This is a genomic window from Citrobacter sp. CFNIH10 (assembly GCF_002934585.1).
GTDB classification, from domain to species: Bacteria; Pseudomonadota; Gammaproteobacteria; order Enterobacterales; family Enterobacteriaceae; genus Citrobacter_A; species Citrobacter_A amalonaticus.
This window is the reverse complement of the sequence record NZ_CP026216.1, coordinates 3,974,492-3,999,134: the sequence shown is the minus strand read 5'-3', so window position 1 is coordinate 3,999,134 and position 24,643 is coordinate 3,974,492. Positions and strand designations below refer to the sequence as shown.

The window sequence follows — 24,643 nt, the reverse complement described above, 5'->3', positions numbered from 1 at the left end:
GATGATTAATTGTACCGATTGTTGGTGCTTAAATGATAAGTGATGCCGATTGTATGAGGTTAGCAATGCCGTCTGAAAACCAGGAGCCACGTCGGGACCCTGAGATGAAACGCAAAGCCTGGCTTGCGGTTTTCCTGGGCTCAGCGCTGTTTTGGGTCGTGATCGCACTGTTGATCTGGAATGCCTGGGGGTAAAAATGGAGGTTCACGACCCACAACAGACGTCGTTACCTACATGTCACTCTGGTGACACTGTACGAGAAACGAAAAAAGGCGCGTGCGTGAAAACTGTTCCCAAATCCTGGAAGCTGACTCAGCAACAGCAAAAGTTTATTGAGTTATTCGACGAAGACGATCAACGGAAACAATAATCGTCACCATTCTTATTACCGTTTCTTTTGTACCGATAAATTATCACGGTGCGCTTTTACCTATACACCGCAGCAATAAAGCGTTGAGAAAGTCTCAACACAATGTATTAAACAAAACGGGTATAGCCGATGATGACTGCAAATATGAAATACTGGTCCTGGATGGGTGCATTTTCCGTCTCGCTGCTCTTTTGGGCTGAACTGCTCTGGATCGTGATGAATTAATCTCAACCCTTCCGCCTGATGGCGCTACGCTTAGCAGGCTCATATGTGGCCTGAGCAACACATTGATATCGAAAAGTCTGTAGAACAGGTAAGCCTTAGCCGCCACCCGGCATAAACACAAATCTACAGGTTGCCAGCAATCTGAAACCTCGCTACGGCGAGGTTTTCTTCCCCCTCATACACGCGCTCGTCCTCACTTGTATCTTCGCCGTTCGGTTTTTCCTCTTTTATCAATTTGGGTTGTTATCAAAACGTTACATTCTGTTTGTGTTATCTTTAATATTCACCCTGAGGAGAATCAGGGCATCGCAACCCTGTCATTAAGGAGGAGCTATGTCGTCAACCCTACGAGAAGCCAGTAAGGACACACTGCAGGCCAAAGACAAAACCTACCACTATTACAGTCTGCCGCTGGCTGCGAAATCTTTGGGCGATCTCACCCGTCTGCCCAAATCACTGAAAGTCTTACTGGAAAACCTGCTGCGCTGGCAGGACGGCGATTCGGTTACCCAGGACGATATCCAGGCGCTGGCAGGGTGGCTAAAAAATGCCCATGCCGATCGCGAAATTGCCTACCGTCCAGCACGCGTACTGATGCAGGACTTTACCGGCGTCCCGGCGGTGGTGGACCTCGCCGCAATGCGCGAAGCGGTAAAACGCCTGGGCGGCGATACGGCGAAAGTGAATCCTCTCTCGCCAGTGGATCTGGTGATCGACCACTCCGTCACCGTTGACCATTTTGGCGATGACGATGCATTCGAAGAGAACGTGCGCCTTGAAATGGAACGTAACCATGAGCGCTATGTGTTTCTGAAATGGGGCCAACAGGCCTTCAGTCGCTTCAGCGTCGTGCCGCCGGGAACCGGTATTTGCCACCAGGTTAACCTGGAATATCTTGGCAAAGCGGTGTGGAGCGAATTGCAGGACGGTGAATGGGTGGCTTATCCGGACACGCTGGTCGGCACAGATTCACACACCACCATGATTAACGGTCTGGGTGTTCTGGGCTGGGGCGTGGGTGGTATCGAGGCTGAAGCGGCAATGTTGGGGCAACCTGTCTCAATGTTGATCCCGGATGTGGTGGGTTTCAAACTGACCGGAAAACTGCGTGAGGGGATCACTGCAACGGATCTCGTGTTAACCGTCACCCAGATGCTGCGTAAGCACGGTGTAGTCGGCAAATTTGTCGAATTTTATGGCGACGGGCTGGATTCCTTACCGCTGGCTGACCGGGCCACCATTGCCAATATGTCGCCGGAATATGGTGCGACCTGTGGTTTCTTTCCGATCGACGGCGTGACGCTGGACTATATGCGGTTGAGCGGACGCAGTGAAGACCAAATCGAACTGGTGGAGAAATACGCGAAGGCGCAGGGGATGTGGCGCAACACCGGTGATGAACCGATCTTCACCAGTACCCTGGCACTGGATATGAATGATGTCGAGGCAAGCCTCGCCGGACCGAAACGTCCGCAGGATCGCGTTGCACTCGGCGATGTGCCGAAAGCCTTTGCTGCCAGCAGCGAACTGGAACTGAACACTGCGCAGAAAGACCGTCGGCCAGTAGAGTATGTGCTAAACGGACAGTCATATCAGCTTCCTGACGGTGCGGTGGTCATCTCGGCCATTACCTCCTGTACCAACACCTCTAACCCCAGCGTGCTAATGGCGGCGGGTTTGCTGGCGAAAAAAGCCGTTACGCTGGGACTGAAGCGTCAGCCGTGGGTGAAAGCGTCGCTGGCGCCAGGGTCGAAAGTGGTGTCAGATTATCTGGCAAAGGCGAAACTGACACCGTATCTCGATGAACTGGGCTTTAATCTGGTGGGATATGGCTGTACGACCTGTATTGGTAACTCTGGACCGCTGCCGGAGCCTATCGAAACCGCGATTAAGAAGGGCGATCTGACCGTAGGCGCGGTGCTGTCAGGCAACCGTAACTTTGAAGGTCGTATTCACCCGCTGGTGAAAACCAACTGGCTGGCGTCACCGCCGCTTGTCGTTGCCTACGCGCTCGCGGGCAATATGAACATCAACCTGGAGAAAGATCCGCTTGGCCACGATCGCAAAGGCGATCCGGTCTATCTGAAAGATATCTGGCCGTCGGCGCAGGAAATTGCCCGCGCCGTCGATCTGGTCTCTTCAGAAATGTTCCGCAAAGAATATGCGGAAGTGTTCGAAGGGACGCCTGAGTGGAAAGCAATCAATGTTGACCGCTCAGACACTTACGGCTGGCAAAATGACTCGACCTACATTCGCCTGTCGCCGTTCTTTGACGAGATGCTGGCGCAGCCAGCACCGGTGACCGATATTCACGGCGCGCGCATTCTGGCGATGTTGGGGGATTCGGTGACCACTGACCACATTTCTCCGGCCGGGAGTATTAAAGCTGATAGTCCTGCAGGGCGGTATCTGCAAAACCACGGCGTGGAGCGCAAAGACTTCAACTCCTACGGTTCTCGACGCGGTAACCACGAAGTGATGATGCGCGGGACCTTCGCTAACATCCGTATTCGCAACGAAATGGTGCCGGGTGTGGAAGGCGGAATGACGCGACATCTGCCTGGCACCGAGGTGTTGTCTATCTATGATGCGGCTATGCAGTATCAGCAGGAGAACATCCCGCTGGCGGTGATTGCTGGTAAAGAGTATGGGTCGGGTTCCAGTCGTGACTGGGCGGCGAAAGGGCCGCGATTGCTGGGAATTCGCGTCGTCATTGCAGAGTCGTTCGAACGTATCCACCGCTCCAACCTGATTGGGATGGGGATCCTGCCTCTGGAGTTCCCACAGGGTGTTACGCGCAAAACGCTGGGGCTAACCGGGGAAGAGACTATCGATATTGCCGATCTGCAACAACTGAAACCTGGCGCGACGGTGCCGGTGACGTTAACCCGGACCGACGGGAACAAAGAGGTGGTGCAGTGCCGTTGTCGCATCGATACCGCGACCGAGTTAACTTACTACCAGAACGATGGCATTTTACATTACGTGATTCGTAACATGCTGAAGTAAGTCGTAAAAAAGCCTGCATGACACGATGCAGGCTTTTTTTAACGCATGGCTTACTTACTCAACAAGTGACCCATCTTGGCCGCTTTGGTATCCAGATAATGTTCATTATTGGGATTACGGCCCACAATCAGCGGGACCCGCTCCACGATATTGATCCCTGCTTCAGTGAGAATCTCAACTTTCTTCGGGTTATTGGTGAGCAGACGTACTTCGTCAACGCCCAGCAGCTTGAACATATCCGCGCAGAGGGTGAAATCGCGCTCATCCGCGGCAAACCCTAACTGGTGATTGGCCTCTACGGTGTCGTAGCCCTGGTCCTGCAACGCGTAGGCGCGAATCTTATTGAGCAGGCCGATGTTACGTCCTTCCTGACGATGATAAAGCAGAATACCGCGTCCTTCTTCCGCAATATGCGTCAGGGCGGCTTCCAGTTGAAAACCACAGTCGCAGCGCAGGCTGAACAAGGCATCGCCCGTCAGACATTCTGAATGGACACGGGCCAGAACCGGCGTCTGACCTGAAATATCACCATATACTAACGCGACGTGATCGTGTCCGGTTGCCAGTTCTTCAAATCCCACCATCAGGAAATCGCCCCATGGGGTTGGCAGTTTGGCTTCTGCCACTCGTTTAAGCTGCATGTGTTTCTCCAGATAATGCCGGCACGCGATGTTGTGCCGTTGCCTGTTGGCTTATCTTCTTATTTTGCCATAAGGCGACGGACTTCACCTAATCGCCGCCGCGCAATCATCCTGCGAATGGCACAAATCTGTCAATTTCCCCGAACAGGGGATTTTTCGGTTATGATTGTGACACTTATCCGTTAAAGAGGTGTTCATGCTGTCGATTGCAAAGCGTACTGCGGCTGGCGCGGGATTGTTGTTGATTATGCCCGTTACCGTGTGGGTGTCCGGCTGGAGCTGGCAACCGGGGCAGGATACCGGATGGCTAAAAGCGATGTACTGGATAACCGAAACGGTCACTCAGCCGTGGGGTATCATCACACATGTTATTCTCTGTGGCTGGTTCTTCTGGTGTTTGCGCTTTCGTCTTAAAGCGGCGGTAATGCTTTTTACTATTCTGGCGGGGGCGATCCTGATAGGTCAGGGCGTCAAGTCGTGGGTGAAAGAGCGGGTACAGGAACCGCGTCCTTTCGTGATATGGCTGGAAAAAACGCATCATATTCCGGTTGATGAGTTCTACACTTTAAAACGTAAGGATCGCAGCGACCTGGTGAAGGAGCAACTTACCACCCAGCAGGCTATTCCACACTTTTTACGCCAACACTGGCAAAAAGAGACCGGGTTTGCGTTTCCGTCAGGTCACACGATGTTTGCGGCAAGCTGGGCGCTGCTCGCTGTCGGCTTATTGTGGCCGCGACGCCGGACGGTGACGATTGCCATTTTACTGGTGTGGGCGACGGGCGTGATGGGCAGTCGTTTGCTGCTCGGCATGCACTGGCCGCGTGATCTGGTGGTCGCGACGCTGATTTCATGGGCGCTGGTGACGCTGGCGACCTGGCTTGTACAGCGGTTCTGCGGGCCTTTGACGCCGCCGCCAGAAGAAAGGCAGGAGATTGCTGAACGTGAGCAAAACCGCTGACCAGGGTTGATTTTGACTGGTTTACCCTTAAATCATCCAATAGCTGACTGCTTTCCCATTTCGCACACGCCGTGAAAATGGTAATTTAAAAGGCTAAATGCGGTAAGTTGAACACGATTTATTCGCTTAAACCACATAACGGGAAGTAATGTGAAATATTTACTCATTTTCTTACTGGTGTTGGCGATATTTGTTATCTCGGTAACATTGGGTGCGCAGAACGATCAACAGGTGACCTTTAATTACCTGTTGGCTCAGGGCGAGTATCGTATCTCAACCTTGTTGGCCGTTTTGTTCGCAGCGGGTTTCGCCATTGGTTGGTTGATCTGCGGTCTTTTCTGGCTGCGGGTTCGTGTTTCTCTGGTGCGTGCTGAACGTAAAATTAAACGACTGGAAAACCAACTCTCGCCTGCGACAGACGTTGTGGTGACGTCTGGTACGTCGGTCGCGAAGGAATAATCGTTTATGCTGGAGTTGTTGTTTCTGCTTTTACCTGTTGCTGCCGCCTATGGCTGGTATATGGGTCGCAGAAGTGCGCAACAAACAAAACAGGATGAAGCTAACCGCCTGTCCCGCGATTACGTCGCGGGGGTTAACTTCCTCCTGAGCAACCAACAAGATAAAGCGGTGGATCTGTTCCTCGATATGTTGAAAGAGGATACCGGCACCGTTGAGGCTCATCTCACCCTCGGAAACCTGTTCCGCTCTCGCGGCGAAGTCGACCGCGCCATCCGTATTCACCAGACTCTCATGGAAAGCGCCTCGCTGACCTATGAACAGCGGCTGCTGGCGGTTCAGCAGTTAGGCCGTGATTACATGGCCGCCGGGCTGTATGACCGGGCGGAGGATATGTTTAATCAGCTTACTGATGAAACGGAATTTCGCGTAGGTGCGTTGCAGCAACTGTTGCAGATCTATCAGGCGACCAGTGACTGGCAGAAGGCCATTGAGGTTGCCGAGCGACTGGTCAAACTGGGTAAAGATAAACAGCGTATCGAAATCGCCCATTTTTACTGCGAACTGGCGTTGCAACAGATGGGCAGCGACGATATGGATCGCGCCATGGCGCTGCTGAAAAAAGGGGCAGCGGCGGATAAAAATAGCGCCAGGGTTTCTATCATGATGGGCCGCGTCTGGATGGCGAAGGGCGATTACGCGAAGGCCGTTGAATGTCTCCAGCGGGTGATTTCCCAGGATAAAGAACTGGTCAGCGAAACGCTGGAAATGCTCCAGACCTGCTATCAACAGCTAGGTAAAAATGATGAATGGGCGGAATTCCTGCGCCGTGCGGTAGAAGAAAATACCGGCGCGGCCGCAGAACTGATGCTGGCCGATATTCTCGAAGCGCGCGAAGGGACGGAGACCGCGCAGGTGTATATTACCCGTCAGCTCCAGCGTCATCCGACGATGCGCGTATTCCATAAGCTGATGGATTATCACCTTAACGAAGCCGAAGAAGGCCGTGCAAAAGAGAGCCTGATGGTGCTGCGTGATATGGTGGGCGAGCAGGTGCGTAGCAAGCCGCGCTACCGCTGCTCTAAATGCGGTTTTACCGCGTATACCCTGTACTGGCACTGTCCATCCTGCCGCGCCTGGTCAACGATTAAGCCAATTCGTGGACTTGATGGATTGTAATTTTTAAAAAAAATACCGCTTTAGTTACAACATACTCATAGTTTAGTCCACTTCCTCACGTTGGCATCGGCGCCACATCGCCTGGCAGTGGTGTAATCGCGTCTGTTAATTTTTGCGCCTGACAGGTAGAATGCACGCCGTTTACCCATTTGCCCCCTTAGCAAGAAGGCCTGGTTATGACGTTAACTGCTTCATCTTCTCCCCGCGCTGCTACCGATTCTCCCGTCGTCGTTGCTCTCGATTATAATAACCGTGATAGCGCCCTGGCGTTTGTCGATCGAATCGACCCGCGCGATTGTCGTCTGAAAGTTGGCAAAGAGATGTTCACGCTGTTCGGACCTCAACTGGTACGCGATCTCCAGCAGCGTGGCTTTGATATCTTTCTGGATCTGAAATTCCATGATATCCCAAATACCGCCGCTCATGCGGTGGCTGCTGCAGCGGATCTTGGCGTCTGGATGGTCAACGTCCATGCGTCGGGTGGGGCGAGAATGATGACCGCCGCCCGTGAAGCGCTGGTGCCGTTTGGTAAAGATGCGCCGCTGTTAATCGCGGTCACCGTGTTGACCAGTATGGAAGCCAGCGATCTGGTGGATATCGGCGTGACACTGTCACCGGCTGAGCACGCCGAGCGCCTGGCGGCATTGACGCAAAAATGTGGTCTGGATGGCGTGGTCTGTTCAGCTCAGGAAGCGGTGCGCTTTAAGCAGGCATTTGGCCGCGATTTCAAACTGGTTACCCCGGGTATCCGACCGCAGGGGAGCGCCGCTGGCGATCAGCGGCGGATAATGACTCCTGAACAGGCACTGGCGGCGGGTGTTGATTATATGGTCATTGGCCGTCCGGTGACGCAGTCTGACGATCCGGCGCAGACGCTGAAGGCCATCAATGCGTCATTGAAGCGGGAGGCGTAATGAGCGATTCCAACAGCCGTCTGGTTTATTCGACGGAGAGTGGGCGGATTGATGAACCTAAAGCCGCGCCCGAACGTCCGAAGGGCGACGGGATTGTCCGTATCCAGCGCCAGACCAGCGGGCGCAAGGGGAAAGGCGTGTGCTTGATTACTGGTATTGATCTAGATGACGGCGAACTCAGCAAACTGGCTGCGGAACTGAAGAAAAAATGTGGCTGCGGTGGAGCAGTCAAAGATGGCGTAATTGAAATTCAGGGTGATAAGCGCGATTTAATTAAGTCGCTACTGGAAGCTCGCGGCCTGAAAGTGAAACTGGCAGGTGGTTAACGAAAAAGCCACGATATAAATATCGTGGCTTTTATTGTTACTGCTAAATAAACTGTGTAGTGCAGACCAGAAAAAAATAATCGTATTATTATATCGAGCCGGACAACCGTAGATTATTTACGATTATTTACCTACCTGGTGGCCGATAATACCACCGACAGCGGCACCACCCAGCGTACCCAGTGTGCTACCATCCGTTAAGACAGCGCCACCTAATGCACCCGCACCCGCACCAATAGCGGTGTTACGATCACGTTTAGACCAGTTAGAACAGGCGCTCAGGGACATTGCCAGGGCAATCGCCAGCACGGCGGCGGTCATTTTTTTGCTCGTTACAAACATAATACTTTCTCCTGAATTAATGATTCACGGAAGTAAGCTCTCTTTAACTATAGTTAAAATATCGGTCATTAAAGAGGGCATCCGTGAAACCTTAGTGCGCAGGGTAATATCACGCAGGTGATAGTCACTTCCTGTTATATCGCTAATAGTAATTTTACGACTTTCGCCTGTGAACAACAGGTAAATAGTCTTAATTCGGGAGTCAGAATAGTCTCAGAGCGCAAATGATCTGCGATGAGCAAATCATTTGCGGATATTTTACTCGGCGTCGACGATATTAACGGTCAGACCACGCTGTTCCATCAGCGCCCGGTCACTGGCGCTAATTCTGGCATCGGTGATCACACGGCTAAACCGCTCGATAGGGCCAAGGGTGTAGGGATGGACCGCACCGAATTTTGAACTGTCGGTCAGGACAATGGCTTCCGAACCTTTCTCCAGCACGGCATTGACCACATCAGCACGCATCATGTCGCGCCCCGTGAATCCCGTTTCGGTCTGCCAGCCATCAATGCCGATAAACGCCTTACTGAAGTGGACCTGCTGAATAAACTGGCGAGTCAGCGGTCCCACCATGCTTTCGCTTTTTTTCTGGTAAATACCGCCAAGCAGGATCACTTCGCAGGGCGTCTCTTTTAGCAGGTGCGCAATGTAACTGCTGACCGTGATGATGGTGACGTCCTTTTGTTCCGCCAGCGTTCTTGCCAGCAGGGCATTGCTACTGCCATTTTCAATGAATACCGACTCGCCAGGGCTGACCAGCGACGCCGCAAACTCGGCAAGCTGACGCTTCAGGGTGTAGTTGGTCATCATCCTGGTTTCCACATCTTCGCTATCCAGCGAAACGGCGAAACCGTGCGCGCGGCGCAGAAAGCTCTGCTTCTCGAGGGTATTTAGATCCTGTCGAATGGTAACTTCAGAAACGCCAGTGATTTTGGCCAGTTCAGAGACGCTCATCTGGCCTTTATCAATGACCATTTGCAAAATTTTTTGTTGTCGGGAGTTCATAGCGTTAGTTTTTATAGCGGTAATGATACCGCGAGATTAAACACATGCGGCGGTGTGGCATCCAGGCGACACAAGCCGCGCGCGAAAAATTTAGATCTCCCACGGTGCCCGGGGCTTGTTCGCCGCTGATATGGCGTCATCCTGCACCTTACTCAACAATTCCGCCTTCAGAATTTCGAGATTATGGATGGCGGAGTGGACATCACCGGCCACCAGGATATCAAGCACGGTATCAATACGCTCGGCAACCCGTTTAGCATCGATATCAGACATGGGGGGATCCTTGGTCAAAGTATGAAAGAATTTAATGATGCAAAAAATGGCGACAAAAGAGAAGGGAAAATTCAGCCAGACCTGAACCTTTGGGGAATATTATATATTCCGCGATTACAGACAGATATGAATAGGGCGAAAAGCGAAACTTCCCGTTTCGCCCGGATGATCATATTGCTGGCTTAGCGCTTTTTCTTGTTGAGGTAACGTTTGTACCAGCGCTCAAACGCAACGGCAGGCATCGGTTTGGCAAATAAAAAACCTTGTCGCTCATTGACGCCGTTTTTCGTCAGAAAAGCATCCTCTTTGGCGCTCTCCACACCTTCGGCAATCACCTGGAGATTCAAAGCCTGTGCCACGGCGACGATCGCGCGCACCATCGATTGTGACACCGACTTTTTGTGAATGTCGCGGACAAAAATCTGATCCAGCTTAATGGCATCAATTGGGAAACGCGTCAGTTGCGAAAGCGAGGAATAACCGGTACCAAAGTCATCCAGGTGCACCTGCGCGCCAAGCTGGCTAAACTGCTGAATGACGGATAGCGCAAGTTCTTCGTTCTCAATCAGGCAACGCTCCGTCAGTTCGACATCAATAGGACAATATTCGAAATTGAGCTCGCGCAATACGCGCTTCAGATCGGTGAAAATCGTCTGATCAGCCAGTTGCCGGGCAGAGATGTTAACCGCTACGCGCAGGTTAATGCCTTTATCCCGCCATTTCGCGACCTGGCGTATAACATCGAGGATCACCCAGCGGCCGAGCGGCACAATCAGCCCGGACTCTTCAGCGTATGAGATGAACTCCAGCGGAGGGATAAGCCCACGTTCAGGGGACTGCCAACGCACCAGCGCCTCAAGGCCGCGGACTTCACCTCGCCAGGTCACTTTCGGCTGATAGTGAATCAGTAACTGATCGTTTTCCAGCGCTTTGCGCAGGTTGGTGTCCAGCCACAGGTATTCGAATACCCGCTCGTTCATTTCTGGCGAGAAAACGCAGAACTGGCCACGTCCGCCTTCTTTGGCGGTGTACATTGCAGTATCCGCATTGCGGATCAGGTTGCTGCTGTCCTCGCCGTGCTGAGGCGCCATCGCGATACCGACAGAACAGCCGGTATAGACTTCTATGAGGCCGATACGAAAGGGCTGGCGCAATCGGGTGAGGATCCGCGAGGCGACCGCCTCAAGCGAGCTCTGAGACGTCTGGCTGGCCAGCACAATAAACTCGTCACCGCCGAGACGTGCCAGCAGTTGATTCTCTTCCAGACAGCTCAGGAGGGCTAACGATACCGCCTGCAAAAGCTGATCGCCAAACATATGACCATAGGCATCGTTCACCTTCTTGAAGTTATCCAGGTCGAGATAAACAATACCCACCTGACTGTCGCCAGCCTGTTCGATGGCCTCGTTGATCAGTTCATGGATAGCGTTGCGGTTTGGCAACCCGGTAATCGTGTCGGTATTCGCCAGCACGCGCAACCGTTCCTGCGTACGTCGTTCTTCCGTGATGTCCGTACCGGAACAGATCAAGTAGATTTCGTTTTTACCGCTGCCGCTGTGGACAAATTTATTGCGGAACAGGAACAGACGCTGTCCCTTGCGGGTCTTTACCCAGCGTTCCACTTCATACGAGTTGCCGTTGCGAAAGAAGCCGCTGATGTTGCGACGCGAAGCGGCGGCTTCCCGGCGGCTCATGAAGAGTTTAAAGACGCTCTGTCCAATCACTTCCTGCTCTTTCAACCCGGTGTACTCTTCACACAGGCGATTGAAGCGCTGAATGTTACCCCGACTGTCGAGGATCACAATCGCCGAGTTGGCTTCTGTCACTACCTGTTCAGCAAATGAGAGTCCCTTGACCAGGTCACGCGCAACAGAAGGGGTGTCGTGCCAGGCCGACGCACTGCCAGCCCATTCATGTTTGTTAATTTTGCGGCCCACCAGGTGCACCGGGACATCGTTGTCTTCAAAGGGGAGTGTCATCATGAGACCGGAGGTGATGACGGTCATTTCACGGATCCGTTCGGCTTGCTCGGGCGCAAGCTCAACGCTCTCCACTCGGTCGGTCGCTTCGGTGACGGACAAATGCAGGGTGTTGGAATCTTCTGACAAACGCCAGTAAGGCGCGTGAGTACCCAAAAAGCTATACAACGTTGTGGACTCCAGACTGTCTTTCATCATGAACACCCTCCCGCTTAAAGCACAAACAACCCTGAATGGAAGGGATTAGCCAGCGTTAATTAAAAATTACGGTAGCTGAACATCTTGTTTTGTTTATGTATTTATTTGTAATTCAGAACCGGGAAAAAGCATAGGCGCTGTAGAAAATATATCCGGCTGACAGTCAGAGTGTAGTGAGAGAATGGCGATTTGGGGGAAAGAAAACGGCCTTTCCTGAAAAGAAAGGCCGTTACTGGGCAGGTCGTCAGGCGGCAGGACGGGCGATGATGCTGCGGGTTTCCATCCGCACTTCGGCGATGGTGACATCAATCACATCCGTCACTTTATAGACGGTTTCACCTTTGATCTGGATGGTGCCGCTCTCCTGGCTGCAAACCAGTTCATCGCGCACCGCATGCAGGAATGGCGCAGGGATAAAGGCTACCGCGCCGTTATCCACCAGACGTACACGCATCCCGCCACGGCTGACATCAATGATTTCTGCCGCGAAGCGGGTATCCGTGCCCGCTTTATCACTCAGGAAGCGGGCATATAACCAGTCGCCAACATCGCGTTCCGCCATGCGGTTCAGGCGACGACGCTCAGCCATCTGTACGGTGATCTCTTCCTGCGGACGGTTAATGGTTTCACCTTTGATGACGGCTTTCAGCAGGCGATGGTTGATCATATCGCCATACTTACGAATCGGTGACGTCCAGGTGGCGTAAGCCTCCAGACCCAGCCCATAGTGCGGACCCGGCTCAATGCTGATTTCCGCAAAAGACTGGAAGCGACGAATACGGCTGTCGAGGAAACCCGACGGTTGCGCATCCAGTTCACGACGCAACTTGCAGAAGCCTTCCAGAGTTAATACTTCTTCGGCGTTCACATGCATTCCGTGAGATTGCAGCAGCGCGGCCAGCGCATCGGCATTGGCCGGGTCAAAGCCCAGGTGAACGTTGTAAATGCCAAAGCCGAGTTTGTCGCGCAGCACGCGTGCGGCGCAGATGTTGGCCGCAATCATGGATTCCTCGACAATCCGGTTCGCGATGCGACGCGGTTCTGCGACGATATCGAGCACTTCACCTTTTTCGCCGAGAATGAAGCGGTAGTCTGGGCGATCTTTAAACACCAGCGCATGATGATGACGCCACTCACCACGGCTCAGGCAAATACGCTGCAGCAGACGAATCTGCTGGGCGATGTCTTCACTTTCAGGCTGCCAGCGACCGCGGTTTTCCAGCCAGTCAGAGACGTTGTCATAAGCCAGTTTTGCTTTTGACTCAATGGTGGCAGCGAAGAACGTGATGTCATCTTCAATGGTGCCATCAGCGGCAATGGTCATGCGACAGGCGAGTACCGGGCGCACTTCATTGGCGCGCAGTGAGCAGAGGTCGTCAGACAGTTCGCGTGGCAACATTGGAATGTTGAAGCCCGGCAGATAGTTAGTGAACGCCCGGATTTTCGCGGCGTTATCCAGTTTGCTGTCTTCGGCGATCCAGGCGGTAGGGTCGGCAATCGCCACGGTCAGTTGCAATTTGCCGTCAGCCAGTTCTTCGGCATACAGCGCATCGTCCATATCTTCCGTGCTGGCGCTATCGATAGTAACGAAATTCAGCGCTGTCAGATCCTGACGTTCCAGCCCTTCATCCAGCATTTCCGTCGCTACGCCATCCGGCGCTTCTTTTTCAAGATTATGCCGCGCCAGGGTGACCCACCAGGGGACGAAGTGGTCGTCGGCAAACGTGATGAACTGGGTTAATTCGGCGAAGAAGGTGCGATCGCCTTTGAGCGGATGACGGCGCATTTCAGCAACGGCCCAGTCACCCTCTTTAAATTCATGCTCCACACCGCGAGCGGCGCGGCAGGGAATGGCGTCTTTCAACAGCGGGTGATCCGGCACGATGGACAGGCGATCGTTCTTACCCTGTACTTTACCGACAAAGCGGGTCAGGAACGGCTCAACCAGCTCTTCCGGCTCCGCAGATTCGCGATCTTTTTCAGTGTGGATGACGGCGATGATGCGGTCGCCATGCATCACTTTTTTCATCTGCGGCGGTGGAATGAAATAACTTTTTTGCGCATCGACTTCCAGGAAGCCAAAGCCTTTTTCCGTGGCTTTTACCACCCCTTCAGCACGTGGCGTCTGGGAATGCAGTTGCTGTTTAAGCTGCGCTAGCAGCGGGTTGTCCTGAAACATATTTGTCTATTTTCGTGGCCATAAGAGCGGCTGACAGTTTTACGCGAAAGTACCTGATGCGGCAAGCGCTCTTTATGGCAATGAAAGGGTTAATGTGTCTCGCCCAGCGCGATTTTCAGACGATTCAGCCATCCGCATAACCCCGACCAGGCCAGCAGGTTGATTGCCTGTTCAACGGAGGTACAGGACTCGCTGAACGGGTTGAACTGCGCGGCACTAAAACGATCGGGGGCCCGCGTCAACAATTGTATCGCCTGGAACAGCGGACGCTCAACCGGCTGCTGTTGTTCCCGGCGTTCTATTTCGTGTTCGCTCTGGCGCAATAAGTCGGCGATTTCCACTGACGTCGCCAGTTGGTTAAAGCAGCTTGCACTGCCGTTAATTCGCGATGTCAGTAGTGTGGTGAAATTGTGCGCGGGGGACTCAATGGACAATGTGCTTTTAAGCAGGGTACCGAGCAGCGTAAGCAGCGTCGGTTGATGAACCAGATTAGGAGCGATGGGCTGAAGGGCGGCGATTGGCTGATAACACGACAGACACTCCAACTGTTCCGCCGTTGCGTAGCGCAGTTCGACCTGCTCGTGCGCCGAATGCCAGGTGGCATCGGGTTGCTGAAACAGGGATACGTCGGCGAATGATTGTGTGTCCAGACCTGGCACCCAGCGTACCGGTTGCCCCAGCCATGCCTGAAACGTAGCGACGACACGCGCCTGAAAACCGACATAGCCGATGATTTGGTTCATCAATGCGATATCCCACGCAGAAAGGCCAACATCGCATAAATGCTGGCGCGCGCGGTTATCAATCACTGAGGGTGAACTGGCGAGCTGGCGCGCGTACTGAGTAATCTGTGCCAGCCGGTGATTACTTTCACGTGACGAATCCGGGCCGGGAAGCGGCGTCAAACGGGCGGCATAGTGGTTGCAAAGCCGCTGAACACCATACACCTGGGCGACCGTCAACGCGGTACTCATGCGTTCATAGGCGCTGAAGGTATGTAGGCGGTTCAACAAAATGGTGTCAGGGAACAGTTCATGAGCAAGCTGGCGGGCCGGTTGCAGCCAGGACTGAAAGGGTAAAAGCGCATCTTCAGGGATCACCAAATCCAACAGAAAGCGGTCTTCAACGTGTGCGGCTTCGGGCACCAGCGGCAACACGTCCTGCGGACCGGTGCTGGACTGGGTTTCATGATACCAGTGGCTTTTGCCGTTGAATCGGCGTTGTTCCATGGGCGTTCCTTGGTCTGTATGTGGCGACCCGGACACGTCGTCGTCGAATCACGCCGGATCGTTCTCGCTGCTTTATCCTGGCGTAAGCGGGGGAAGGGATGAAAGATTGTTGCGTGATAACAAAGATCAAAAAGCTATATTGCTGGGAAGAGTTAAGAGCATGGGCGGCAGGGCGCCGCCCACGGGGGAAGTCGGCACGATTATTTCAGTTCCAGTTCGTTCATTGCAGCGATACTGAATCCGCCGTCAACGTGAACCACTTCACCAGAGATACCGCCGGACAGATCGGAGCACAGGAAGGCTGCAGAGTTGCCCACATCTTCGATAGTCACGGTACGACGAATCGGGGTCACCGCTTCGCAATGCGCCAGCATTTTACGGAAATCTTTGATGCCGGAGGCGGCCAGAGTTCGGATCGGACCGGCAGAGATGGCGTTAACACGTACACCTTCCGGGCCCATCGCGTTCGCCATATACCGAACGTTCGCTTCCAGAGACGCTTTTGCCAGCCCCATTACGTTGTAGTTCGGGATCGCGCGCTCAGCGCCCAGGTAGGAGAGCGTCAGCAGGGCAGAACCCGGATTCAGCATAGAACGGCAGGCTTTCGCCATTGCCACAAAGCTGTAGGAGCTGATGTCGTGAGCGATTTTAAAGCCTTCGCGGGTGACCGCGTTCACGTAGTCGCCGTCCAGCTGATCGCCAGGGGCAAAACCGATCGAGTGAACGAAACCGTCAAATTTCGGCCAGGCTTTGGCCAGCTCTGCGAACAGGGTGTCGATGCTTTCATCTTCTGCGACATCGCATTGCAGAACGATGTCTGAACCCAGTTGAGCAGCAAATTCTTCCACACGGCCTTTCAGTTTGTCGTTCTGGTAGGTGAATGCCAGTTCCGCACCTTCGCGGTGCATCGCCTGAGCGATACCCCAGGCGATGGACAGTTTGCTGGCAAGACCAGTCACCAGAATACGCTTACCGGAAAGAAAACCCATAGCTTAAATCCTTATGTGAATGTTGTGGCGACCGGCCTCGGTTAGGGGGCCAGATGCCGTTAAAGCGCGGTCATTCTAACATGTGACATCGGGCGATCGAGTCCGACCACAACAGGAGAGCGGTTAACGGTCTTTTCGCCAGGCATCGGCCGTCAGCGCTTCGCCAAAATGACCGGCGATTAATCGTTTTGTCAGTTCATGCAGCGGAGAGGCCAGTACATCGGCGGTACTGCCGCGTTCGACGACTTCCCCCTGATGCATCACCAGAACCTGATCGCTAATGTGTTTCATCATGCCAAGATGCTGGGTGACGTAGATATAAGAGATACCCTGTTTCTCCTGCAATTCCAGCATCAGGTTGATTAACTGCGAGCGCATCGACATATCGAGCGACGCCAGCGCTTCATCGGCAATAATGACTTTCGGGCGCAGGATCATCGCGCGGGCGAGTCCCAGACGCTGTTTTTGTCCTGGCGCCAGCATATGCGGATAATAGCTGACATGATCGGGCAGCAGTCCTACCATCCGCATGGTCTCAATAATCTGCTTGCGTCGCTGTTCCGGCTCAAGGTCGGTATTCAGGCGCAACGGAAAATCGAGGATTTGCGAAATACGCTGACGCGGGTTCAACGAGGTCGACGGGTCCTGGAAAATCATGCGAATGCGCTGACTGCGAAACGAATAATCACCAAATTCGAGCGGATGATCGTCAATCAGTAACTCGCCGCTGGTTGGCTCGACCATTCCTGCCAGCATTTTGGCCAGCGTGGATTTGCCGGAACCGTTCTCGCCGATGATGGCCAGCGTTTGTCGCTCACGGAGGGTAAAGCTCAGCGGTTTCACGGCTTCTACGGTCTGACGGCGAAACCAGCCTGTCCGGTAGCGGAAGGTTTTACTCAGATTGCGAACTTCAAGTAAGGTCTCAACCATCTCACTCTCTCTCCATGTTGAGGGGGAAATGACAGGCGTAGAGATGATTTTTCGCCCCGGTCAGACGCGGCGTTTCTATACATTCGCGCTGTGCGTAGGGACAGCGTGGCCCAAGACGGCAACCGATGGGCAATTGTTCCAGCAAAGGGATGGCTCCGGGCATGGTGTTCAGACGACTTTTGTGCGGCATGGCGCTACCAAAGTCAGGAATAGCGCGGATCAGTGCCTGGGTGTATGGGTGATGGGGCGTCGTCACCAGCTCTTTACTCGGCGCGGTTTCCACCGTCTGACCACAGTACAGCACGTTAATCTTGTCCGCCCACTGGCTGAGCATCTGCAGGTCATGGCTGATCAGCAAAATGGTAGTATTGCTGTTCTGATTCAGGCGCGTCAGCAGGCGGAAGATCTGCGCCTGAGTGGTCGGCTCCATCGCGTTGGTCGGCTCATCCGCAATCAACAGTCGCGGTTGATTCGCCAGCGCAATGGCAATCATGACTTTCTGACATTCACCGTCGGTCAGTTCATACGGGAAGCTGCGCATGGCGTCTTTATGATCTTTAATCCCGACGCGGTGCAGCAGTTCAATGGCGCGACGTTTCCGCCAGCCAATACGTTGCCACCAGCGGCCTTTGTACGTCCATGCCGGAATGTTTTGCATCAACTGGCGACCCACGCGCTCGGACGGATCCAGACACGACTGCGGCTCCTGGAAAATCATCGAAACGTTATGTCCCACCAGTTTACGTCGCTCACGCGGCGAAAGGCGCAGCAGGTCGATATCGTCAAAACGCATCCGGTCGGCGGTGACGCGCCAGTTATCTTTGGCAACGCCGCAGATGGCTTTGGCAATCAGGCTCTTACCGGAGCCGGATTCACCCACCAACCCACGAATTTCCCCTTCGCTCAAGGTCATGCTGACGCGGTCGACGGCTTTGACCCACTCTTCACCGGCCTTAAATTCAATGGTCAGGTTGCGGATATCCAGTAATGGCATTATTCCACCCCCGCAATGATAGCGCGGCGAACGCCGTCACCCAGCAGGTTGACCAGCAGGACGCTGATCATGATGGCTGCACCGGGCAGCATCACCGTCCACGGTGCAACGTAAATCAGCTCCAGCGCATCGCCCAGCATCGCACCCCATTCGGGAGAGGGGAGCTGCGCGCCAAGATCGAGAAAACCGAGCGCGGCAATATCCAGTATCGCCATCGACAGCGCGCGGGTGATTTCGGTGATCAGTCCTGCGGTAATGTTGGGCAATATGGCGAACCAGAGGATGTTCAGCGTCGAGGCGCCATCAAGACGCGCCGCGATGACGTACTCTTTTTCCAGTTCGTCATGCACCATGCTGTAGACCGAACGGACCATGCGTGGCAACAGCGCCAGCCAGACGGCAAACATGGCATGGGTTAAATGCGGCCCGGCGAAGGCGACAACGATAATCGCCAGCAGCAGAGACGGAATCGACAGCAGCGTATCGAGAATATGATTCAGCACGGCAGAACGCAGACCGTGCGTGGCTCCGGCGACCACGCCGAGAAACAGCCCGCACAGCGTTGCGGCGAGCGTAACGACAAACGCGCCGCCCACGGTGGGGGCTGCGCCGCTGAGCAGTCGGCTCAGGACGTCGCGTCCCAGATCGTCAGTACCGAGGAAGAAAGAGACTTCGCCATAGCGTGACCAGGAGGGCGGCAACAACTGATAGCCGAGGAACTGCTGATCGATGCCATACGGCGCAAACCAGTTGCCGAACAGGCACAGTACCACCAGCCCTGCACAGCCGTACAAGCCAACCATTGCCGTAGTATCGCCATAAAATTTGCGCCATGCGGTGCGCAGCGTACCTGGCGGGCGCTTTTCGCTATAAACGCTATCGTAAGGCATACCATTCCTTATGTTTCAGAGGGTTAGCCATAGCACCCAAAATATCGGAAATCACGTTGACGATGATGACCAGCGAACCAATCACCATCACGCCTGCGGATATCGCCGCGTAGTCCTGCTGACGGATGGCGTTAATCAACCAACGACCGAGCCCCGGCCAGCTAAAGACCATCTCGGTGATCATTGCCAGCGTCAGCATCGTTGAGAATTGCAGGCCCAGGCGGGGGATCACCGGCGGTAAGGCGTTATGCAGTACATGGCGGCGCAGGATCGTAAATCGTGACAAACCGCGCGTGGCCGCAGCCTTCACGTAGTTCTGATCAAACACCTCAATGGTACTGATACGCATCAGGCGAATCACTTCTGTGGTCGGCGCAACCGCCAGCGTCAGCACCGGCAACACCATATGGCGCACGGCGCTCATCACCATCTCATCCCGCCAGGGAGAGTCAGAGATCCACGCATCGACAATAGCCAGACCGGTGACCGGTTTCACTTCGTAAAGCAGATCGAATCGGCCCGACACCGGCAGCCAGCCGAGAGTCAGGGAAAAGAAAAGGGTCAGCAGCAGTGCCAGCCAGAACACGGGGATTGAAAAGCCGAGCAGGGCGAGGGCGCTGATCAAGCGGTCCTGCCACTTGTTGCGGGTAATGCCCGCCAGCATACCCACCGGAATCCCCACCATTAGCGCAAAGCCGAACGCCAGCGTGCATAGCTCCATCGTGGCCGGGAACACCTCTTTGAGCTGTTCAGTGATAAGCTGTCCGTTGATGCTGGAGACGCCAAAGTCCCAGTGGATGAGGCCATTGAACCAGAACACCCATGCATTCCACAACGATGCGCCTTGTAGCGGCGCATGTGGCGTAAAATAGCTCAGACTGAAGCCGATAAAGGTCAGAAAAAACAGCGTGACCATCAGCAACAGCAAACGACGCAAGGTGAAGATAATCATGGTTTTTTCACCTCATCGTTTTTTTCGCGCGACACACCGGCGAAAGAGGCGTTTCCAAACGGGCTTAACACCAGCCCCTTAATATCATACCGATAGGCCTGCAGACGCAGTGACGAGGCAAGCGGCAGGATCGGCAACTCTTTGGCGAGGATGTTCTGTGCTTCATCATAGGCATCAATACGCGCGGAAAGCTGTTGCGAAGAGAGCGCTTTGCGCAGCACGTTGTCAAATTCCGGATTGCACCAGTGGGCGAAGTTGGTCTGCGAATTGATGGCCGCACAGCTGAGCAACGGGCGGAAGAAACTGTCCGGATCGTTACTGTCGGTTGCCCAGCCGGACAACGTCAGATCATGGTTCATGTCCATCAACCGCGCCTCCTGGAAACGACCTTCAACCGGTACAATCACCACGTTCACCCCAACCTGCGCCATATCCGCCTGGATAAGTTCAGCGGTTTTCAGCGGGCTCGGGTTCCACGCCTGTGAACTGGTCGGCACCCACAGGCGCAGCGTCAGATTCTCCAGCCCCAGCGCTTTGAGTTGCTCACGAGATTTGGCCGGATTGTATTCTGTTATTTTAGCCTCGTTATCATAGGCCCACGAGGCGCGAGGTAAAATAGAGGCCGCCGTTTCTGCCGTGCCGTAATAGATAGACTGCATCAGACGCTGGTTATTGATGGACAGCGCCAGGGCGTGGCGAACCGCCGGATTATTCAGCGGAGGCTTGTCGGTATTAAACGCCAGGTAGGCGATGTTCATCCCCGGACGCAAGGTCAGGCGCAGGCGTGGGTCGTCGCGCAGGATCGTCAACTGGCTGGCGGCGGGCCAGGCCAGCACGTCACATTCGCCGGTAAGCAGTTTCGATAAACGTCCGGTTCCGCCGGATCCGAGATCCACTACCACCTGCGGCATCAGCGGCTTGCCCCGCCAGAATTTGTCATGACGTTGCAGGCGGATGTATTGTCCAGCGCGATACTCGGAAAGCTGGAACGGGCCGGTGCCAACCGGCTGGCGGTCAAGCTGTTCCTGGCGATCCTGTTTTGTCAGTTGATCAGCATACTCCGCCGACATCACGGACGCATAGTGGGTTGCGAGGTGCCATAAGAAAGAGGCGTCCGGCTTCGTCAGGCGAAATTCCACGGTGTGACTGTCGAGCTTACGCACGCTCTGCACGTTATCGGCGAACTGCAGACTGTCGAAATAGGGGAAATTGCCGCCGTTGACGTTATGCCACGGATGGTTGCGATCAAAGATGCGCTGAAAGGTAAAAACCACGTCGTCGGCATTCAGTTTACGCGTAGGCGTAAACCAGTCCGTTTTCTGAAACGCCACGTCGCGGCGTAGATGGAAGCGGTAAGTGGCGCCGTTATCCAGCACTTCCCAGCTTTCCGCCAGTTCCGGGACCAGACGATAAGTATAGGGATCGACATCCAGCAACCGATCATAGAGCTGGGCGGCGAGCGTGTCGACAATCAACCCGCTGCTCACTTTTTGCGGATTGAAGGTATTGACCTGTCCATTCACGCAATAGACAAAGCCGCTGTCACGAATATCTTCACGTGGGGCGGTTTCAGGCGCAGCAGTAGCCTGACCACTCAGAAGTCCAGCCATCACGATCAGAGACGATAAAACCAGGCGCATAATTTTTAAGGTTTTTAGGTACGATTTGCAAAGTGTATCGCACTATCGCCCGCGAGGTACAAATGTCTGCGGGCAACTGGCGTAAATATGCGCAATCAGGGGGTGAGACGCGCTAAATCTGATGTTTTTTGAGCAATGCGCGCAACTGGTGATAGGTCAGCCCGAGTAATTCCGCCGCCCGTTTCTGATTAAATTTTGCCTGTTCCAGACTGGTTTGCAGCAGCTCTTTCTCCTGTTGCTGCTGAAACGCACGTAAATCGAGGGGCAGCGAAGGACCCGTTGCTGCAGTTTCAGCGGCAGGGGACGTTGGCGCGTGGCGTTTAAATGGGTCGATCACAATCTCATCCAGCGGCGTTTCGCTGGAGCCATGCCGGTATACCGAACGTTCGACCACGTTTTTTAATTCGCGGATATTTCCCGGCCAGGCGTAGTTCAGCAGCGTCTCTCTGGCATACGCTGTAAATCCGGGGAACAGCGGCAGACGAATTTCCCGGCACATCTGAATAGCAAAGTGTTCCGCCATGAGCATGATATCCGCCTGACGTTCGCGCAGCGGCGGCAGTTGCACCACGTCGAACGCCAGTCGGTCAAGCAAATCTGCCCGGAAGGATCCTTCGTTAACCATCGACGGAAGATCCGCATTGGTCGCACAAACCAGACGGACGTTTACCTGTAATGGCTGACTGCCGCCGACGCGCTCGAGCTCGCCGTACTCAATCACTCTGAGCAGCTTTTCCTGTACCAGCATTGGGGCCGTGGCGAGTTCATCCAGGAACAGCGTGCCGCCGTCGGCCCGTTCAAAACGTCCGGGATGGCGCTTTTGCGCACCGGTAAACGCCCCGGCTTCATGACCGAACAGTTCACTGTCGAGTAAATTTTCATTCAGCGCCGCGCAGTTAAGCGAAATAAACGGCCCCTGCCAACGAGAGGAGAGATAATGCAGACGGTTGGCAATCAGTTCCTTACCGGTACCGCGCTCGCCGATAATCAGTACCGGTTTGTCCAGCGGCGCGAGGCGGGAAACCTGCTCCAGTACCTCCAGAAAGCTGTTGGCTTCCCCTAACAAATTATCTTTGTATTCTGCCATGATGAATTTCGCCACATGTTAGTGTATTTCACCACTTTACCCTGTTTTCTCGTCGAGGTAAAACCGTACATCTCAATATAAATCAATAAATTAAAAAGTTGGCACGCGGATTGTATTAGAGAATCAGCAGGGCATCGCCCGACATCAGAAAAATGTGAGGATAGAATTATGGGTATTTTTTCTCGTTTCGCCGACATCGTGAATGCCAACATCAACGCACTACTCGAGAAAGCGGAAGATCCGCAGAAGCTGGTTCGTCTGATGATTCAGGAAATGGAAGATACGCTGGTTGAAGTGCGTTCCAACTCGGCACGTGCGCTGGCGGAAAAGAAACAGTTATCACGCCGCATCGAACAGGCGACGGCTCAGCAGGCAGAGTGGCAGGAGAAAGCGGAGCTTGCGCTGCGTAAAGAGAAGGACGATCTGGCCCGCGCCGCGCTGATCGAAAAACAGAAGTTGACCGATCTGATTGGCAATCTGGAGCATGAAGTGACGCTGGTGGACGATACGCTCACGCGCATGAAAAAAGAGATTGGCGAGCTGGAGAACAAACTCAGCGAAACCCGTGCCCGTCAGCAGGCGCTGACGTTGCGCCATCAGGCCGCCAGCTCATCCCGTGACGTGCGTCGTCAACTGGACAGCGGTAAGCTGGATGAAGCGATGGCGCGCTTTGAATCTTTCGAGCGTCGCATCGACCACATGGAAGCGGAAGCTGAAAGCCACAACTTTGGCAAACAGAAAACGTTGGATCAGCAGTTTGCCGACCTGAAAGCGGATGATGAAATCAGCGAACAACTGGCGCAACTGAAAGCCAAAATGCAGCAAGACAAGCAATAATAATACCTGGCGGCGCTCGAACGCGCCGCCGCTCATCACCTGTAAGGAGACCTCATGAGCGCGCTATTTCTGGCCATTCCGTTAACCATCTTCGTGCTGTTTGTGTTACCGATTTGGCTATGGCTGCATTACAGCAACCGTTCCAGTCGCGGAGAATTATCGCAAAGCGAACAGCAACGTTTAGTTCAGTTGACCGATGACGCGCAGCGCATGCGTGAACGTATTCAGGCGCTGGAAGATATTCTCGATGCGGAACATCCGAACTGGAGGGATCGTTAATGGGCGGCATTGATCTGAACAAAAAATTATGGCGTATTCCGCAGCAGGGCATGCTGCGAGGCGTGTGCGCAGGGATCGCGCAGTATCTGGATGTGCCGGTAAAACTGGTGCGTATTTTAGTGGTGTTGTCGATCTTCTTCGGGCTGGCCTTTTTTACCCTGGTCGTCTACATCATTCTGGCATTTGTGCTTGATCCGATGCCGGATAACCTTGCCGCAGGCGAGCAGCAACCGTCCAGCGGTGAGCTATTGGATATCGTCGATAAAGAACTGGCGGCGGGGGAGAAACGCTTACGTGAAATGGAGCGTTATGTCACCTCGGACACGTTTACTTTGCGTAGCCGTTTCCGTCAATTGTAAGTCATTAAGAGAGCTGAGATGAATAATCGCTGGCAACGCGCCGGGCAAAAGGTAAAACCCGGTATGAAAATAGCAGGTAAGCTGGTGCTTCTGACTGCGCTACGCTACGGCCCCGCGGGTGTCGCAGGGTGGGCAGTAAAATCCGTCGCCCGTCGTCCGCTAAAAATGTTGCTGGCGCTGGCTCTGGAACCGTTTTTAAGCCGTATGGCGGCGAAAATTTCAAAACATTATTCTGGAAGTTAATTTCCATTGCCTTCTTTTTAACAATTAAATCACATCCTGGTTATTAATTTGCGGCAGCTCACAAATCGATTGTTGAGCTGCTAAAATTCTATTAATTCCTGCTTTTAACCTCTTTCACTGCATTGACAGTTAATTTCCTCGAGAGTAGTCTTTT

26 protein-coding genes are annotated in these 24,643 nt (G+C 53.9%); 12 read left to right on the top strand and 14 right to left on the bottom strand.

Annotation, left to right across the window (positions count from 1 at the left end; genetic code table 11):
• Positions 1 to 53 precede the first annotated feature (53 nt).
• The 3 genes from C2U53_RS23120 (at position 54) to acnA (ending at position 3,604) form a co-directional block, all read left to right on the top strand.
• Positions 54 to 194 (top strand): YmiA family putative membrane protein, encoded by a 141-nt coding sequence (locus C2U53_RS23120; protein WP_212807457.1) that lies wholly within the window; start codon positions 54 to 56, stop codon positions 192 to 194.
• A gap of 305 nt (positions 195 to 499) precedes the next feature.
• Positions 500 to 595, top strand: coding sequence for a small membrane protein YmiC (gene ymiC / locus C2U53_RS30445; protein WP_225738869.1), 96 nt, complete (start codon positions 500 to 502; stop codon positions 593 to 595).
• 333 nt (positions 596 to 928) lie between these two features.
• Positions 929 to 3,604, top strand: a complete 2,676-nt coding sequence (acnA, locus tag C2U53_RS23110; protein ID WP_043000537.1) for an aconitate hydratase AcnA — start codon at positions 929 to 931, stop codon at positions 3,602 to 3,604.
• Between the two features lie 50 nt (positions 3,605 to 3,654).
• Here the strand turns inward: acnA and ribA are convergent, their stop codons facing one another.
• Entirely contained in the window at positions 3,655 to 4,245 is a 591-nt protein-coding gene (ribA, locus tag C2U53_RS23105) for a GTP cyclohydrolase II (RefSeq protein WP_044257729.1), read from the bottom strand.
• A gap of 196 nt (positions 4,246 to 4,441) precedes the next feature.
• Here ribA and pgpB point away from each other — a divergent pair, with 196 nt between their 5' ends.
• The 5 genes from pgpB to yciH all read left to right on the top strand — a co-directional run bounded on the left by pgpB (position 4,442) and on the right by yciH (position 8,081).
• Complete coding sequence (gene pgpB / locus C2U53_RS23100) at positions 4,442 to 5,206, top strand: phosphatidylglycerophosphatase B (protein ID WP_104446502.1); 765 nt, start codon at positions 4,442 to 4,444, stop codon at positions 5,204 to 5,206.
• Between the two features lie 150 nt (positions 5,207 to 5,356).
• Complete coding sequence (locus tag C2U53_RS23095) at positions 5,357 to 5,665, top strand: LapA family protein (RefSeq protein WP_042318731.1); 309 nt, start codon at positions 5,357 to 5,359, stop codon at positions 5,663 to 5,665.
• Between the two features lie 6 nt (positions 5,666 to 5,671).
• Positions 5,672 to 6,841 (top strand): lipopolysaccharide assembly protein LapB, encoded by a 1,170-nt coding sequence (gene lapB / locus C2U53_RS23090; RefSeq protein WP_043000540.1) that lies wholly within the window; start codon positions 5,672 to 5,674, stop codon positions 6,839 to 6,841.
• Between the two features lie 176 nt (positions 6,842 to 7,017).
• Positions 7,018 to 7,755, top strand: a complete 738-nt coding sequence (gene pyrF, locus C2U53_RS23085; protein ID WP_104446501.1) for an orotidine-5'-phosphate decarboxylase — start codon at positions 7,018 to 7,020, stop codon at positions 7,753 to 7,755.
• The gene (yciH, locus tag C2U53_RS23080) at positions 7,755 to 8,081 is read left to right on the top strand and encodes a stress response translation initiation inhibitor YciH (RefSeq protein WP_043000542.1); all 327 of its coding nucleotides are present in this window, start codon (positions 7,755 to 7,757) and stop codon (positions 8,079 to 8,081) included. The genes pyrF and yciH overlap by 1 nt, the downstream gene beginning before the upstream one ends.
• Positions 8,082 to 8,204: 123 nt before the next feature.
• Here the strand turns inward: yciH and osmB are convergent, their stop codons facing one another.
• From osmB to pspF, 13 genes are all read right to left on the bottom strand, one after another.
• Positions 8,205 to 8,423 (bottom strand): osmotically-inducible lipoprotein OsmB, encoded by a 219-nt coding sequence (gene osmB / locus C2U53_RS23075; protein WP_042318738.1) that lies wholly within the window; start codon positions 8,421 to 8,423, stop codon positions 8,205 to 8,207.
• Positions 8,424 to 8,681: 258 nt separating this feature from the next.
• On the bottom strand, positions 8,682 to 9,431 hold the full coding sequence (locus C2U53_RS23070) for a DNA-binding transcriptional regulator YciT (RefSeq protein ID WP_043000543.1): 750 nt from the start codon (positions 9,429 to 9,431) through the stop codon (positions 8,682 to 8,684).
• Between the two features lie 90 nt (positions 9,432 to 9,521).
• Positions 9,522 to 9,704 carry a hypothetical protein gene (locus C2U53_RS23065; protein ID WP_044257733.1) on the bottom strand — a complete coding sequence of 61 codons (183 nt, stop codon included), beginning with the start codon at positions 9,702 to 9,704 and terminating at the stop codon, positions 9,522 to 9,524.
• 182 nt (positions 9,705 to 9,886) lie between these two features.
• A complete protein-coding gene (pdeR, locus tag C2U53_RS23060) occupies positions 9,887 to 11,878 on the bottom strand; it encodes a cyclic di-GMP phosphodiesterase (RefSeq protein ID WP_044257827.1) in 1,992 nt (663 codons plus the stop codon).
• Between the two features lie 247 nt (positions 11,879 to 12,125).
• Positions 12,126 to 14,060, bottom strand: coding sequence for an exoribonuclease II (locus C2U53_RS23050; RefSeq protein WP_104446500.1), 1,935 nt, complete (start codon positions 14,058 to 14,060; stop codon positions 12,126 to 12,128).
• Between the two features lie 89 nt (positions 14,061 to 14,149).
• A complete protein-coding gene (locus tag C2U53_RS23045) occupies positions 14,150 to 15,289 on the bottom strand; it encodes a carboxymuconolactone decarboxylase family protein (RefSeq protein WP_104446499.1) in 1,140 nt (379 codons plus the stop codon).
• A gap of 200 nt (positions 15,290 to 15,489) precedes the next feature.
• Positions 15,490 to 16,278: an enoyl-ACP reductase FabI gene (gene fabI, locus C2U53_RS23040; RefSeq protein WP_043000547.1), complete on the bottom strand. Its 789-nt coding sequence runs from the start codon at positions 16,276 to 16,278 to the stop codon at positions 15,490 to 15,492.
• Between the two features lie 123 nt (positions 16,279 to 16,401).
• Positions 16,402 to 17,208, bottom strand: coding sequence for a peptide ABC transporter ATP-binding protein SapF (sapF, locus tag C2U53_RS23035; RefSeq protein ID WP_043000548.1), 807 nt, complete (start codon positions 17,206 to 17,208; stop codon positions 16,402 to 16,404).
• Between the two features lies 1 nt (position 17,209).
• Positions 17,210 to 18,202 carry a peptide ABC transporter ATP-binding protein SapD gene (gene sapD / locus C2U53_RS23030; protein ID WP_043000549.1) on the bottom strand — a complete coding sequence of 331 codons (993 nt, stop codon included), beginning with the start codon at positions 18,200 to 18,202 and terminating at the stop codon, positions 17,210 to 17,212.
• Complete coding sequence (sapC, locus tag C2U53_RS23025) at positions 18,202 to 19,092, bottom strand: peptide ABC transporter permease SapC (protein ID WP_043000550.1); 891 nt, start codon at positions 19,090 to 19,092, stop codon at positions 18,202 to 18,204. The genes sapD and sapC overlap by 1 nt, the downstream gene beginning before the upstream one ends.
• The gene (sapB, locus tag C2U53_RS23020; RefSeq protein WP_043000551.1) at positions 19,079 to 20,044 is read right to left on the bottom strand and encodes a peptide ABC transporter permease SapB; all 966 of its coding nucleotides are present in this window, start codon (positions 20,042 to 20,044) and stop codon (positions 19,079 to 19,081) included. Before sapB ends, sapC begins: the two co-directional genes overlap by 14 nt.
• Positions 20,041 to 21,684 carry an ABC transporter substrate-binding protein SapA gene (gene sapA, locus C2U53_RS23015; protein ID WP_044257738.1) on the bottom strand — a complete coding sequence of 548 codons (1,644 nt, stop codon included), beginning with the start codon at positions 21,682 to 21,684 and terminating at the stop codon, positions 20,041 to 20,043. Before sapA ends, sapB begins: the two co-directional genes overlap by 4 nt.
• Positions 21,685 to 21,796: 112 nt before the next feature.
• Entirely contained in the window at positions 21,797 to 22,771 is a 975-nt protein-coding gene (gene pspF, locus C2U53_RS23010; RefSeq protein WP_104446910.1) for a phage shock protein operon transcriptional activator, read from the bottom strand.
• A 168-nt stretch (positions 22,772 to 22,939) separates the two neighbouring features.
• Here pspF and pspA point away from each other — a divergent pair, with 168 nt between their 5' ends.
• From pspA to pspD, 4 genes are read left to right on the top strand one after another with little or no spacing between them, the layout of a single operon-like run.
• A complete protein-coding gene (pspA, locus tag C2U53_RS23005; protein WP_043000554.1) occupies positions 22,940 to 23,608 on the top strand; it encodes a phage shock protein PspA in 669 nt (222 codons plus the stop codon).
• Between the two features lie 54 nt (positions 23,609 to 23,662).
• Positions 23,663 to 23,887, top strand: a complete 225-nt coding sequence (pspB, locus tag C2U53_RS23000) for an envelope stress response membrane protein PspB (protein WP_042318763.1) — start codon at positions 23,663 to 23,665, stop codon at positions 23,885 to 23,887.
• The gene (gene pspC / locus C2U53_RS22995; protein ID WP_043000555.1) at positions 23,887 to 24,246 is read left to right on the top strand and encodes an envelope stress response membrane protein PspC; all 360 of its coding nucleotides are present in this window, start codon (positions 23,887 to 23,889) and stop codon (positions 24,244 to 24,246) included. Before pspB ends, pspC begins: the two co-directional genes overlap by 1 nt.
• 18 nt (positions 24,247 to 24,264) lie before the next feature.
• Positions 24,265 to 24,489, top strand: coding sequence for a phage shock protein PspD (gene pspD, locus C2U53_RS22990; RefSeq protein ID WP_043000556.1), 225 nt, complete (start codon positions 24,265 to 24,267; stop codon positions 24,487 to 24,489).
• Positions 24,490 to 24,643 lie beyond the last annotated feature (154 nt).